13 protein-coding genes are annotated in these 14,386 nt (G+C 44.6%); 4 read left to right on the plus strand and 9 right to left on the minus strand.

Annotated elements, in window-relative coordinates; genetic code table 11:
- Nucleotides 1-3 precede the first annotated feature (3 nt).
- From AS030_RS18605 to AS030_RS18620, 4 genes are all read right to left on the minus strand, one after another.
- Nucleotides 4-1,842 (minus strand): ABC transporter ATP-binding protein, encoded by a 1,839-nt coding sequence (locus tag AS030_RS18605; RefSeq protein WP_061974468.1) that lies wholly within the window; start codon nt 1,840-1,842, stop codon nt 4-6.
- Nucleotides 1,823-3,562 (minus strand): ABC transporter ATP-binding protein, encoded by a 1,740-nt coding sequence (locus AS030_RS18610; RefSeq protein ID WP_276203872.1) that lies wholly within the window; start codon nt 3,560-3,562, stop codon nt 1,823-1,825. Before AS030_RS18610 ends, AS030_RS18605 begins: the two co-directional genes overlap by 20 nt.
- A gap of 177 nt (nt 3,563-3,739) precedes the next feature.
- A complete protein-coding gene (locus AS030_RS18615) occupies nt 3,740-4,414 on the minus strand; it encodes a Na-translocating system protein MpsC family protein (RefSeq protein ID WP_061974470.1) in 675 nt (224 codons plus the stop codon).
- Between the two features lie 128 nt (nt 4,415-4,542).
- A complete protein-coding gene (locus tag AS030_RS18620; protein ID WP_061974472.1) occupies nt 4,543-5,238 on the minus strand; it encodes a Na-translocating system protein MpsC family protein in 696 nt (231 codons plus the stop codon).
- Between the two features lie 301 nt (nt 5,239-5,539).
- Between AS030_RS18620 and AS030_RS18625 the strand changes: the two genes are divergently transcribed.
- Genes AS030_RS18625 through AS030_RS18635 form a run of 3 tightly spaced genes read left to right on the plus strand, consistent with a single transcriptional unit; the run spans nt 5,540 to nt 6,555 of the window.
- Nucleotides 5,540-5,752 (plus strand): YwbE family protein, encoded by a 213-nt coding sequence (locus AS030_RS18625; protein WP_061974474.1) that lies wholly within the window; start codon nt 5,540-5,542, stop codon nt 5,750-5,752.
- Entirely contained in the window at nt 5,749-6,102 is a 354-nt protein-coding gene (locus AS030_RS18630) for an ASCH domain-containing protein (RefSeq protein WP_061974476.1), read from the plus strand. The genes AS030_RS18625 and AS030_RS18630 overlap by 4 nt, the downstream gene beginning before the upstream one ends.
- 9 nt (nt 6,103-6,111) lie before the next feature.
- The gene (locus AS030_RS18635; protein WP_061974478.1) at nt 6,112-6,555 is read left to right on the plus strand and encodes a hypothetical protein; all 444 of its coding nucleotides are present in this window, start codon (nt 6,112-6,114) and stop codon (nt 6,553-6,555) included.
- A 42-nt stretch (nt 6,556-6,597) separates the two neighbouring features.
- Here AS030_RS18635 and AS030_RS18640 read toward each other — a convergent pair whose 3' ends face one another.
- From AS030_RS18640 to AS030_RS18655, 4 genes are all read right to left on the minus strand, one after another.
- Nucleotides 6,598-7,959 carry an aspartate kinase gene (locus AS030_RS18640; RefSeq protein ID WP_061974480.1) on the minus strand — a complete coding sequence of 454 codons (1,362 nt, stop codon included), beginning with the start codon at nt 7,957-7,959 and terminating at the stop codon, nt 6,598-6,600.
- Between the two features lie 262 nt (nt 7,960-8,221).
- Entirely contained in the window at nt 8,222-9,394 is a 1,173-nt protein-coding gene (gene iadA, locus AS030_RS18645; protein ID WP_061974482.1) for a beta-aspartyl-peptidase, read from the minus strand.
- 394 nt (nt 9,395-9,788) lie between these two features.
- A complete protein-coding gene (locus AS030_RS18650) occupies nt 9,789-10,544 on the minus strand; it encodes an alpha/beta hydrolase (RefSeq protein ID WP_061975039.1) in 756 nt (251 codons plus the stop codon).
- 72 nt (nt 10,545-10,616) lie between these two features.
- On the minus strand, nt 10,617-11,564 hold the full coding sequence (locus AS030_RS18655) for a dipeptidase (protein ID WP_061974484.1): 948 nt from the start codon (nt 11,562-11,564) through the stop codon (nt 10,617-10,619).
- 197 nt (nt 11,565-11,761) lie between these two features.
- Between AS030_RS18655 and AS030_RS18660 the strand changes: the two genes are divergently transcribed.
- The gene (locus AS030_RS18660; RefSeq protein ID WP_061974486.1) at nt 11,762-12,199 is read left to right on the plus strand and encodes a hypothetical protein; all 438 of its coding nucleotides are present in this window, start codon (nt 11,762-11,764) and stop codon (nt 12,197-12,199) included.
- Here the strand turns inward: AS030_RS18660 and AS030_RS18665 are convergent.
- The gene (locus AS030_RS18665) at nt 12,160-14,358 is read right to left on the minus strand and encodes an FUSC family protein (RefSeq protein ID WP_061974488.1); all 2,199 of its coding nucleotides are present in this window, start codon (nt 14,356-14,358) and stop codon (nt 12,160-12,162) included. The genes AS030_RS18660 and AS030_RS18665 overlap by 40 nt on opposite strands.
- Nucleotides 14,359-14,386: the final 28 nt, after the last annotated feature.

Raw genomic sequence — 14,386 nt, forward strand, 5'->3', positions numbered from 1 at the left:
CAGTTATCCTATTTCTTTTTGAAGCTGGCTGTGATAAAGCTCCGAGTAGTAGCCGTTTTCCTTTAATAGCTGCTGATGAGAGCCCTTTTCCAAAATCCCTCCGTCATTTAGAACAAGGATTTGATCAGCTTTTTGTATCGTGTTGAGTCGGTGTGCGATGATAAAGCTGGTCTTGCCCTTCATCAGGCGCTGTAATGCCTCCTGGATCTTCATTTCTGTGATGGTGTCAATACTGCTGGTCGCTTCGTCCAGCACAAGGATAACAGGATTGGCAAGAATGGCCCTCGCGATACTGAGGAGCTGCTTTTGCCCTTGGCTGATTCCGCTGCCGTCCTGTTCGATAACTGTATCATAACCATTGGGAAGTTTCGTGATAAACGAGTGGGCATTTGCTTCTTTTGCCGCCTTCACAACCTCTTCATCACGTGCTTCCAGCCGTCCGTAGCGTATGTTTTCCATAATCGTACCTTCAAATAAAAACGGATCCTGTAAAACAAACCCCATTTGGGCACGGAGTGCTTCCCGTTTAATGCTTTTAATATCCCGCCCATCCAGCAGGATGGTTCCACTATCCGTATCATAAAAGCGGGACAGCAGATTGATAATCGTTGTTTTCCCCGCTCCCGTAGGACCGACCAGGGCGACTGATTCGCCAGGTGCTGCATGAAACGAGATTTGGCTGACCGTATTTCCACCTTCTTCATAAGAAAAGGAAACATCCACAAATTCAATTTCTCCCCTTACTTCTCCAAGTTCTTTATGGCCTTCCTCATCCTTTTCTTCTTCCTCTTCTTCAAGAATTTCAAATACACGCTCTGCACCAGCGACTGCGGATAAAAGGGTATTAAATTGGTTGGATAAATCGTTCAGCGGCCGTGTAAACTGGCGGGAATACTCGGCAAAAATCACAATGGTACCGATTGTAACCAGCCCTTTGAGCGCCAAAAACCCGCCTGCTCCGGCAATTAATGCAAAGCTGATATTATTGAGCACGTTCATCAGTTTGGGAATAAAGCCTGAATAGGTTTGGGCCCAGAAACCCGATTCTTTCAGTTTATCATTCTTTTTCAGCAGTTCTGCAATCACCCGGTCTTCCTGAGAAAAAGCTTTAACGATGCGCTGCCCTGAAATGGTTTCTTCAATAAAGCCATTCAGTTCTCCCAAATTTCTTTGCTGCAGTTTGAACAGCTTTCCCGTTCGTTTCGTGATCCAGCGCATACCGAGAAACATGACCGGAACAATGACGAGGGTTACGGCAGTCAGAAGCGGACTCAGCCATAGCATAAACCCGATTGTTCCAAACAGCGTCAGCACACTTGAGATAATTTGAATCACCGATGAATTCAGCGTCGAGCTTACATTTTCTATATCATTGATGACCCGGCTCATGATTTCCCCATATTGGCGTTTATCAAAAAAAGGAATCGGAAGTTTGTGCAGGTGGCGAAACAACTGCGTCCTCATGGAGAACACTGTATTTTGTGCAATTCCGATCATCCAATAATTCTGAAACCAGAGTGCAACAGAGTTTAGAACATAAACACCAAGCAATCCGGCCAGCAGACGCAAAAGCCCGCTGTTATCCCGGGTGATGATGTAGTTGTCAATCGCTTTACCGATCATGAAAGGCCCCAGCAGCCCGAATACAGAACTGAGAACAACCATCAGCAAAACGAGCCATAATCGCCCCTTCTCTCTGGCAAGGTAAATCCAAATCTGCCGCAGTGTCCCTTGCCAGTCCTTCGCTTTTTCTACTTTCTTTTTGGCCGGGGGTTCCTTTTCCAATACTTCCTGGACGACTTCCCTTTTATGGCGGAACGGCTCAATCAAATCCTTGAGCATGCTTCAACGTCTCCTCTCCAAACTGCGATTCAAAGATTTGCTGATAGAGTCTTGAACGCAGCAGCAGGTCTTCATGTTTGCCTTCCATTAAAAGCCTTCCGTTGTCTATTAACAGAATTTTATCAGCCTCCATGGCTGTAGCAATCTTTTGGGTAATAATTAAAAGGGTTGAAGGATAGTGATGGAGCGCCTCCAGCAGCTTCCTCTCTGTCTTTAAGTCCAGTGCACTTGTGCTGTCATCCAGCAAAAGGATTTTTGGATGTCTTACCAATGCCCTGGCGATCGACAAACGCTGCTTTTGTCCGCCAGAAAGATTTACTCCCTTTTGCCCCAGCCTGGTGCGGTACTGCTCTGGCAGTTTGGCAATGGTATCGGCAATCTGCGCATGCTCTGCCGCCGTCTTAATTTCGTCGTGCGTTGCATTTTCTTTGCCCCAGGCGATATTTTCCGCTACAGTTCCGGTGAATAACAGCGACTCTTGTGGAACAAGACCAATCGCATTTCTCAAGGATTCCAGCTTCATACGGCTGATATCCGCACCATCCAGCAAAATCTTTCCTTCCTCCACATCATACAGCCGCGGAATGAGCTGAAACAGCGAAGATTTCCCTGATCCCGTCGCTCCCATCACCGCCACCGTCTGTCCGGCTTCTGCAGTAAAGGAAATATGTTCAAGCACCTTTTTTTGAGTTCCGGGATAACGGAAAGCTACGTCCTGAAATTCAATTTTTCCTTTTATAGCGGGAGCAATGATTTCTGATTCTGAGCGATTCACAAGATCAATCTCTGTATCCAGTACATCCGTGATCCGGTTGGCCGAAGCCTTCGCCCGGGAGAACGCCATGATAATCCAGGAAAAGATGGAGAAAGTGGAGGTAATTCTTGTACTGTAATTAATGATGGCCACTAAATCCCCTACCTGGGCACTCCCAGTGCTGATCTGTACGCTTCCAAACCACAGAACGCACATAATGGCAATGTTCATGACCAGCAGCAAGATCGGATTGGTGGCTTCCATCAGCCGCAAGGCATAAACCGTCTGATCCTTTAGTTTGGTGTTAGCGGCTGTAAAACGTTTTACCTCATGCCTGCTTCTTAAAAAAGCTTTGATTATCCGGATGCCCGCGAGATTTTCCCGCATCACGCCATTCACTTTATCCAGATAGCCCTGGACAAACTTGAACAGGGTTCCTCCCTTTTTTAAAACCCACAGCAAGAAAACAAACAAAACGGGAACGGCCACTGCCAGAAATAGCGCCAGCTCGGGATTAACAACAAAGGACATCACCAAACCGCCCACTACCAAGAGGGGCGCCCGGAGCATCACCCTGAGGCTCATAAAGACGGTATTCTGCAGCTGCGTGACGTCATTGGTCATTCTCGTAATAAGAGAGGAAGTGGGAAAAGAGCTGAAGTTGGCGAAAGAGAAGGCTTGAATCTTTGTAAACAGGATTTTACGGATATCATATCCGTAATTCTGGCTGACATGGGAGGCGTAAAAGGAGTTGATGATGCCAGCAATAAAGGCACAAAGCGAAATGCCGACCATTACACTTCCCCATAGCATGACAATATCAAGATCCCTTTTTATTATTCCATTATCAATCACCTTCGCTATCAAAAGCGGCTGCAGAAGCTCAACCGCCAGTTCAACCAGCATCAATAGCAATGCTACCGCAATTTGAATTCGGTAAGGTTTTAAAATTCGAATCACTTTCAAGAGTGCATCACCCTCCAGATCTTCTATAAAAAAGCACAATATGTAAGTTTCACTAGCTTAATCATACCTCGCTGCTGGAATTTTTAAAATTATTTGAACCTTTTTCCAAAAAAATAAAGAGCGGAAAGAAAAACAGTTTAAAACTGCCTTCTTTCCGCTCTTTATTTTTTTCGCCTGTTAATTTGGTGAAAAGTAAAAAACAAGGAGACCGGTATCTGAATCAAAGTCCCAATCGCAAAAGACATCTGTCAGTTTTTTTCCCAGAATCGTATCGATCCCATCGTTGATAAAAGACTTTTTCTCCAAAATTCGTTTGGTAACCCTTAAAGGCTTTGCATATCCTTTTTGAATCATTTCTTTTTCTATGCTGACCAGGATGCCTTTTCTGATACTAACCAATACTCTGTCATTAATCATCCAGCTTACCGTTCGTTCCGGCCATTTTTGAACAAGCTGGCTGATTTCGTTGATTTTCTTTTCGACTTCATTCTTTTTTTTATAGTTTTGATCATCTTGTGAGAGATAGTTGTCCTTCGCCACCCCGGCTATCATCATGGACTGATTGGCTGTATTCCAGTCGTAATAAAATTTTTCATATTCCGTTTCCGTTAAAGCCAGGATATAGGCTTGTATTTCCGGAACCAGGCTAGACAGCATGGTCTCTCGTGTTTCTTCGACCGTTGATTCTTTTCCCTGTTTCAGAAGGGCGTTTTCCATTGGCGAAATAAAATTTCGGATGTGAATCAATATGAAAGGGTGCTCAATGGTAACGTAGGCGGACTCTGGCCCTTTCCCAAAATTATCCCGTAACAGTTTACCAATGTAACTCGAAATTTGCACTTCTATAGACATATGGCCTAACACCTACATTCTTTTTAAGATAAAAGCATCCTTTCTTTTATCCTTGCTTTCCTAATTATGTGAACTATTATTTCTAATTCCCCAGTAAGAAATACATAAACGTCGTCCGGCAACTACTCTTATTTTGCCGATAGAGCAATCAAAATATAACTTTTGTCCTGTAAAAAGTTCCATTCAACAAAAATATCGGAGATTCTTTTTGTAAGGATCTCTTCCAATCTGCTGATCTCAGCTTCTAAAAGATTCTTTTCCAGCTTCTTTTTTGTCATGAACAGTTCTTTAACAAACCCATCTTGTATCAGTTCATTTTCTATTCGTGTGAGAACCCCTTCACGTCTAACCAGGAGCAGCCGGTTCGATAAAAATACGGAAGATATATGAAGCGGCCTTTTTTGAGCGGTTTCACTGATTTCATCTACTACATTATTTATCGACTGTAATACTTCGTCTGAGTTCCAAAGCGGCTCGTTTCCTGGGATCTCAGCAAGAAGCAACCCGCTTTTCTTCTGCAGGTTCCAGTCACAGTAAAAGTCTCCCACAAGCTGCTGCCCAGTCATCAAATAAAACTGTTCTCTGATTTCAGGCAGGAGCTCATCCATGATGATGTCACGCGCATGATATACAAACGATTCCTTTCCCTTGTTCAACAGCATCTGTTCTAATGGAGAAAGGAAGTTTTTGATTACAACAGCAACAAATGAAGGGGTGATTGTAACATAAATCGATTCAGGGCCTTTTCCAAAACGATCCCGGAGCATTTTTCCTATCATACTCCCAAGCTTGATTTGAAGATTGTTGATTTGAGTTTTTTCCATTCTAACCGCCCTTCATTCACAAAATTAAAAAAACCAAATAGAAACAGAGGATATCTGTTTCTATTTGGCTCAAGTCCAGCTCATCTATGTCTAGTTCATTACCGCCAACTATTTAATTTAAAGACTAAGAAAACCTTCATTTTGTGCAAATCTCCAGATAACAGCGTTCTTTCTCTTATCCATGCTTTATTTTAATATAGAATAGAATTTTTTCAACCTTTTTCTCTTTTGCGGGAATGCTATACTGATAAAGACAGCAAAAGTTTGAAGAAATAAGGCTGGAGGAAAGGAGCACCCCACAATGAATGGCCAAAGCCGCCAAAACATCACTCCGGGTCTGGATGTGAATATCGTTTTAAAGAAGGACCAAAGAAGCGGGAAGCTCACAAGAGGTAAGGTAAAAGACATTCTGACAAATTCCGCCCATCATCCACACGGAATAAAGGTTCGGCTGGAAGATGGACAAGTCGGAAGAGTAAAAGAAATCGTGCAAAATCAGGAGGAACAAAAATGACCCATCAAACTGAAAATAACAGCCTGCCGCCAAAAACATGCAGCATTGAGCGACTGGTCACCCTTCCACAGGACGTGGAGAAAGTGCTTGCGGGCCAAAAAACAGCGACCCGCCGAAACGGACGCTATGCCGATGTGGGAGAAATTATGGAACTTAACGGCGCAAAATTTATTGTTGAAAAGGTCTATTCCCAGTCGTTGGGTGAATTAACAGATGAACATGCCCGACAAGAAGGATTTGATGATGTAGAAGGCTATAAGAATTCCATTCTATCCATTCATCCCGGTATGCCCTGGCTTCCTCATATGAAGGTATGGGTTCATGAATTCAGGGCCGTCGAAGAGGAATAACAGCATTAAATGAATCTGGCTTATCCCTTTTTGTTATATCTTCATATATTTAGTGTCATTCTGTCGGTCGGCCCTTTTTTCATTCTTCTGCCTTTACTGAAGAAATTAAAGGTCGCAGGTCCTGGTCATGAGGAGGCATATCTGGATACGTTTAGAGCTGCCGTTCGGCTGGCAAAGCATGCGGGCCACGTACTCGTGGTTACCGGTGTGCTCCTTGTGTGGATCACGAAACGTTCATGGACCACCTCCTGGCTGCTCACCACTATTGTCATACTAATTTGTTCTCTGTATTTTTTGGCAAGAGCCTTTTCCCCAACGATCCGAAGATTTAAAGACCCTGAAGAACAACGGGCCGAACTTACATCGAAGCTGAAAAGAACCATTTGGATTTACCTGGCGCTGATGCTCTTCATGCTTTGGTTCATGGTAGCCAAGCCCCAGCTTTGGACATAAAAAGGACAAAACAGCTCATGTTTTGTTCTTTTTTTGAATCTATTAAACCGTCACTCCTGCAAAAAATTCTTCGTACATTGCCTGAACCGCTTTTCTTTCATCCCCGGCTTTTACACCAAACATCATGCTGACCTCAGATGAACCCTGATTGATCATCTCTATGTTGACACCGGCTCTCGCCAGTGCGGTTGAAGCCCTTGCTGCCGTTCCGACCGTTTCTCTCATTCCTTCTCCAACCATCATGATCAGTGCAAGGTCTCTTTGCACTTTCACGTCATCAGCATGGAGTTCTTCTTTTATACGCTGAACAATTTGCTCTTCGACGGATTCGCTCAGTTGTTGCTGCCTTAAAATAATGGAGATGTCATCAATCCCTGATGGCATATGTTCAAAAGACAAATGAAAGTCTTCCAATATATTGAGAAGCCGGCGGCCAAATCCAATTTCCCTGTTTAATAAATACTTGCTGACATAGATGCTTGAAAAGCCATCATCACTGGCGATCCCGATCACAGGCCCATTTGTAAGCTTACGCTCCTTCACAATCATTGTGCCGGGCTTATCAGGCTGGTTTGTATTTTTCACATTAACAGGAATCCCCGCCCTGAAAGCTGGCATAAGCGCTTCATCATGGAAGACCGAGAACCCTGCATACGAAAGCTCCCGCATTTCCCTGTACGTAATTTCAATGATTTCCTTTGGCTGGCGAATGATGTTTGGATTGACGGAATAGACGGCATCCACATCCGTAAAGTTCTCATAAACATCGGCTCTCATCCCGCTGGCGAGGATCGATCCTGTTATGTCCGAACCGCTGCGTGAGAAAGTCACAATTTCCCCTTCCTCATTAAATCCGAAAAATCCTGGAAAGATCACGATACCGGCATGTTCTCTCAGCCGGTAAAGAGACTCATAGGTTTCGGGCAACGGCTGTGCATTTCCCGGCTCGTCTGTGACGAGCAAGCCTGCATCTTTCGGATTCACATACGAGGCCTCTACTCCTTTGAACTGAAAATAGGCAGCGATAAGCTTGGCATTATTATCTTCTCCACTTGCCTTCACAGCATCCATATACTTCTGCGGGTTGCTGCGATCACTGTTTAACAGCTGCAGAAGGCTGGCACGAATGCCTTCCACGACCTCTCTTGGCAGCTGAAGTTCTTTGGCAATGCTTTCATAACGGCCAACTATGGCTTCAAACGCCTCATTATCTTCTTTTCCCTGTAAATAGGAAGCGGCACATTCTATTAAAAGATCCGTCACTTTGGTGTCCTCTGCATCCCGCTTTCCTGGTGCTGATACCACCACAGCTTTTCGCTCCGGATCGGAAACCACGATTTGAAAAACCTTTGCTAGCTGTTCCGCACATGACAAAGATGAACCGCCGAACTTTACTACTTTCATTGTTAACATCCCCTACTGTTGGAATTTATCCGGTAAAATTTAGTTCTTATTATTGCGCGTTTTGAAACAAGATGCAAGAAGTTTTTCCATACAGAAAGAACAAATGTCCACATCAGAGGAACTTTATGTTTCGGTATTACTAAGTCACCCTGGGAAATACTCCATGGGTTTCGATTATTTCCGAGGGAATAATATAGATTTCAGGGAAATATTGAAGGGTTCTGTCAGTTTTTCCCGACAGAACCCTTTTTCCAGTAATGCGTTATTGAAAAGTTCCCTTTATAACAGGGGCTCCCTCTTTAACCATAATCCTGCCTTTAGCAATAACCGTATCAATTTCCAAGGTATCTTTCTTCAACAGGACAAGATCAGCATCTTTCTTTTCATGAATATATCCTTTGTTGTTCAGCTTCAGCACTTGGGCAGGGTTACAGGTAATAACTTTTAAAGCGTCTTCGAGAGTAACTCCCTCCTTTAACACAGCATCTCTGACTTCCTCAAACAGCGAGGATACTTTCCCAACCTGCAGGCCTTTAAACTCCCCATCATCATTAAATATGGGCAGACTGGCCTGCCCATCCGATGAAAAGGTAATATTGCCAATCGGAACTCCTTGATCCAGCATGGTCTTCAACCCTTTACTGCACTTTACTTCCCCTTCTTCAAGAAATTTCGGAATGGTACTCGTAGTGAAGTCGACAAATCCTCCGTTTTTGGCGTATTGTACACCGTCGTGGAAAAGATCTTCTGTACGGTTAATATGAGTAAGATGAAAGTGCATAATGGGAATATTCGTACGTTCAATGAGTTCCTCAATCGGTTTCAGTCTTGACTCTCCACTTCCGATATGAACCTCCAGAATACCCGCCTTTCCAGTCAACAATCCACCATTACGGGCAGCCGTTGCGATTTTGACCAATTCCTCATAGGTCGGCACGGATGAACGATGGTCTGAAATGGCAATTTCACCAACACCGATAATTTTTTCAATAAAGATGATATCCTCTTCTATTTTTCCGGTGATGGTCCGTACGGGAAGCTGGTACGAACCTGAATGTATAAATGTTGTAATCCCTTCTTCCTCCAGCGCGTGCGCTTTAGCCAGAAGATTCTCCAATGTTCTTGTCGTTCCGTCTGTGCCAAGAAGCCCAATCATCGTCGTAATTCCTGAAGTAGTAGCATCCGTAAGCATCAGCTCAGGTGTACGGGTCCGGAATCCGCCTTCCCCACCTCCTCCAGTAATATGAACATGCGAATCAATGAAGCCAGGAACGATCAGTTTATCAGTTGCATCGATTTCCAGAATGGGTACAAATCCCTCCGGCTCATCAATCTGTTTTCGTATATATCCAATCTTGCTGCCCGTGAGAAGAATATCCTTATGCCCGAGGTGGTTGGGGCTGTAAACTTCACCATTTTTTATTAAAGTAAGCACTTCAACGTTCCCTCCAATTTTTATCAGTTGCTGCCGTCGTCTAAAGATATGTGTTCAAACAGCTTGTCATTCATCTCTCCTCACAACGATATCATCTTGCCGGCGTCTCCTTTTAGCCATCCTTTTTCGATCCTAATACTTACTGTTCCCCCTTTTGGCCGTTTTTTTAGCCTATTCCTTTGTTTTTTATGATTAAATATCCAATCTCACACAAAAAAGCTGTCAGGAATTTCCCGACAGCTAAACTCATAGAAACGGGCATCTTTATAAGAGAAGCCTGACATATCTGTCCGGCCTTGCGTGTTAGTATGCGATCCAAGGTAACTGTTCATATAAACCACGCTTCCGATGGAATCCGGATTTCCCATATCACACGGTCTTTTTTCCTTTTCATTTAGGATAACTGGTTTTCCAGAAACTCCAGCGTTTTTTCAATAATCATTCCTTGATCATGATCAAGGGTTGCAACGTGATAGCTGTCGGGCATATATTGCAACGTCTTTTCTTCCGAAGAAATTTGTTCCAAAATCAGCTGGGAATTCAGTGGAGGAACCACATGGTCGGTTTCCGAAACAAAAATTAATGCAGGACAGGTTACACGATCCAGCCTGTTTCTGACCTCATCCATGAGCTTCAGTATTTCCTTAACCGACTGCAGGGGTGTTCGTTCATATGAAAGTTCTTTTACATCCGGTTTTTTAATATCCGAGCCGATGGCATCGAGAAACCGTGGTTCCTGTGCGGTATTCATCTCTTCCATACTGGGGATATCCACTGCCGCATTGATGGGAATAATTCCTTTTATGTCGGGATATCTTTCAGCCAGATAAAGGGTCAGCGTTCCTCCCATCGAAAGGCCGGTCACAAAAATGGTGTCACAGCGTTCCTTTAACCAGGCATAGCCTTCCTCAACTGAAGCAATCCAGTCCTGGTATGTCGTCTGCTCCATGTCCTCGTAGTGGGTCCCATGCCCCTTCAGTCTTGGACCGCAGACCGTATACCCTTTTTCTGCGTATGCCTCGCCCAATGGACGCATGCTCTGAGTGGACCCGGTGAACCCATGAATCACCAGGATTCCCACCTGGCTCCCCTCAAAATAAAATGGCTCCCCTTCTTTCAGCACTGGATACTGCACTGCACGTTCTTCCATAGAATCACCTTCCATTTAAAGGATTCGTTCTCCTACCATTTCGTTTATTCTGCGCCTGTTTCCTGCATAAACCTATTTTCGCGCTTCTCTTAAAGGCGGACGGTGATTCATAAAGTTGTCAAAGGCAAACCCTCGCACCTGCTCCTCACTGTAATGCTTCAACAATTCGTTAATCAGATTTTGACTTTTAGCAGCGTTCTCCAAATCGGTAATAAACGTGGATATTCCGTCAAAGTCCGAACCAAGCCCAATTTGTTTAACGCCTCCGAGTGAACAGAAACGGTCAATATGCCTGATCAAATCCGGTATAGTGGCTGTATACTGATCTGTGTTAATGAACGGCGGATTATACACCATGTGGATCGTACCGCCCCTTTCAAACATCGATGTTGCCTGATCATCCGTCAAATTACGGGGATGATTACAAATCTCTTTGGAATTGGAATGGCTCGCAAAAGGATAGTCTGCGGTCTCCATAACATCCCAAAAAGCCATCTCACTTAAGTGGGAAACATCGGTTAACATTTGATGCTGATTGAGGAACCTGACGACCTCCTTCCCAAACAGTGTTAAGCCGCCTCCTCGCGGCTCACCAGCCCCGTCAGCCGCCAGGTTCGCTGTATTCCAGGTTAATCCCACAGACATTACGCCCAACTGATGAAGAATATGCAGTTTGGACAGGTCATTACCAATGGCATCCACTCCTTCAAGCGTAAGCATTGCCCCGATTTCCCCATCCTTGAGAAGATCAAAGTCTTCCCAGCTGCGAATATGTTTCATCTCCGGATTTTTCCTTAATACCTCACTGTAAAACAAATCGACCTGCCCCAGTGCCGCCTGATATTTTTGATCAGAAGGAATTTCGGGCTCAATAAAAATGGCAAAGCATTGGATTTTTACCTTTCCCTGCTTCAGCCTCTCCTTGTTTGTTTCCAGTTGAGGTGCTGAGGCGAAGCTTAACGTGCCTTTTGATTCATATAACTTTAACAATGCGTCACAATGAAAATCGATAATATTCATAACCAGACTCCTTTTACTATGTATTAATGTATCTTTCTTTAAACTCTCTTTACTCCCTTCCTTCAGTATTAAAAGACCTTAAAAATAAAATAAGGACAACTTTTCAAAACAAAGGAAATTTGATTCGATGTGTCGAAATTGTTTGATAACTTTCTAGTTCTTTCGTTCTATTAAACTATAATGAGAGGATCGTGCGTATGAAATCTTCCAAGGCGCAGGCTGTCCGCTGGCTGTCCCGCCTCATGCAGCGGGAGCAAATAGACACGTTGGAGAAGCCGGCGGAAGGGAATGTTTTTTTGTTTACTATTGAAGGTTTTTGTGAACAGAACCCGACCTTTTTTATTTGCCGCAAAGAGGAAGGCCTTAGAATCGGTTATCATTCCGTGTCTGAAAACCCCTCCGGTTCACCACCGGTTCCTGTCGAACGCCACCTGATTGAGTGGCATGTCCTGGAGTCGTCAACTGCAACAGAACGCCAGGAAAGAATTTTAAACACACTGGTGGCAACCATCCGTGCGCGAAAAAAGCAGTATCGGACATGCCAATACTGCAACGTTAAGTATCCCCCTGAACGGGGTTCCGGCCAGAAGACCTGTTACAATTGTGCAGCCCCGCGCTCTCCTGCTGCGTTCTGATCACTTTTTTCAGATTCGGCCCCAAGCTGTTTGGCCAAATAAACGATCGACTCATTAATTCTCCAAACATAGTGGATGTTATGAAGTAGACGAAGATGATTGATCATATCCTGTTCGCTGGATTTGGACTCTTCGGGAATTCGTTCGAGCTGCTCACGCTCTTTTTCCAAATCGACAATACGGACCTGGCTTTCCCCTTTGACAGCTGAGCTAAGCGCTTCGATATTGCCAGACAGCGAGCGTTGAACATGATCCAGCAGCTCTTCAAACTGGCTGTTCGTATTCAGCAGGCTCTTTCTTGTTGAAGAAGCCACAAGCTGCTTGGCATAGAAGTTTGCTGCAGTTAATACAGTTAACTGCTGTTGAAGACCGGTACGTCCGAACCATCCCCTGTACAACGGACTTGCATCTGTAATCAGTGTTTGAAGCTTCTGATCAAGCTCCAGGGCGTGATCTGCCAGGTTATAGTCAGTTTGCTCTTTGTTAAAACGATCGATATAGCGGTTCACGTACTCTTTTAAGGCATCCAGGTAATCAGTGGTTGAGGTAGTAACTTTATCTCTCGTTTTCTGTGGAAAAATAAGAGCTGATACAATAAAACCCAGTCCCACTCCTGCAATGGTATCGATCACACGTGCAGCCATCACCTGTTCGGTAATGCCTCCAAGTAGGATATCGTACATCAAAGCCAAAAGCATTGTAATCCAGAACATCATCAATGTGTACGAAATCGGAAGCAAATAAAAGGCCATGAAAACACATAAGAAAAGTACGACAACTTCTTGTATGCCTGTTAATAAAAGGGCAATCAGAAAGCCTGCAATCGCCCCCAAAAAGGTACCCACACTCCGCTGCAGGGCCTTAACAAGCGTACCTCCCACCGTTTCAGTCCCAAGAAGGACAACAAAGCACGAAAGCAGTATCCAATATTGATGTGCAGGTGAATAAAGGTGCCCTGCCAAAATGGCTAACCCTCCAGCGATGATGGCCTGGATCGCTTTTTTTGTTGTGGGCCGAAGTCCTGTCTCCTCTTCATTCTTCTTTTCCTCTTCATCATCATTCTCTTTGCCCGTATCCGGATTGTTTTGTTTATTCTCCTGCTGCAGGGACTGCTGAAGCTCGAATGCACCATCAATGATATGGTTGGCAATCGACTCCAGCCTCCGGATCAGATAAAGCCATTCCCGGTTCGTTTCATCCGGTTTCAGTGTTCTGAGCAGACTGCGCAATGACTGCACACTCGCCGCTGCATTTTCCAGGTGGTGCATCTGATTGGTGTTGAGAACTTCTGCCTCACGGATGGATTGAATGACCTGCAAGAGCGCGGCACGAATAGCTGTGTTTTGCAGGGCATGGTGTTCTTTTAACCGGCGGATGGTCGGAGACAGAGTTTCCATCAGCATGGCGGTATCAAAGATATACAAACGCATTTGAGTTGTACTCAGTCCCGGCCAGATGCATCCAGGATCGGTAGAACCCAGCTCATTCGACACCACCCGTGCGTAATCTCCAAGCTTTTGTACATTGCGGTCCAAATTGGCGAGCCTCTTCTTTTCAAGATTGATATCCCTAACAATATCACTGACAAGATACAGTGTTAAATTGGCCTGAATATGAAAAGAGTCCATCGACCGTTTCAGCACTTCATCCGGATTGTCCTTAATCAGGATGAAATTATATAAATAGGCAAAGGTGATTCCGGTCAGGATCGATAGCAGAAGCCATGGAACCTGGGGAAAGCCGACCTTTAACAGGGTAACAAAGTAAAAGGACATGAAAGCGATCATGCAAATGGAAAAGTACCGGCTGCCAAACCGCTGCAGATACAGTGCAAGGAAGACAACTAGCAGAAGAAAAAAGTCAGCTGCAAAGCCCCATTTTGCCAGTAAGGAGCCAAAACCTACAGAGAACGCACTGGAAATTCCAATGAGCAGTGTCGTTGCCTTCTTCTCTTTTTCGGTATCATCATTCACCACCAGAATCCCCATCATTCCGATTAATCCCGCAAAAATCGCAGCGGTAACCTGGCCGCCAGCGTTTAAAACGATCAACAGCATAACCCCTACTGAGCTGATTACACTCAGTGTTACTTTACTCGCTGTACGGAGCCGTTTTCTGCCCGGGTCCGATGCCGCCAGCCGGTATAACCAATATTTCATTTCGTCCTCCTCTCTGCCAAAAAAGCTT

Source organism: Fictibacillus enclensis, from assembly GCF_001457035.1.
In the GTDB taxonomy this organism is placed as follows: domain Bacteria; phylum Bacillota; class Bacilli; order Bacillales; family Fictibacillaceae; genus Fictibacillus_C; species Fictibacillus_C enclensis.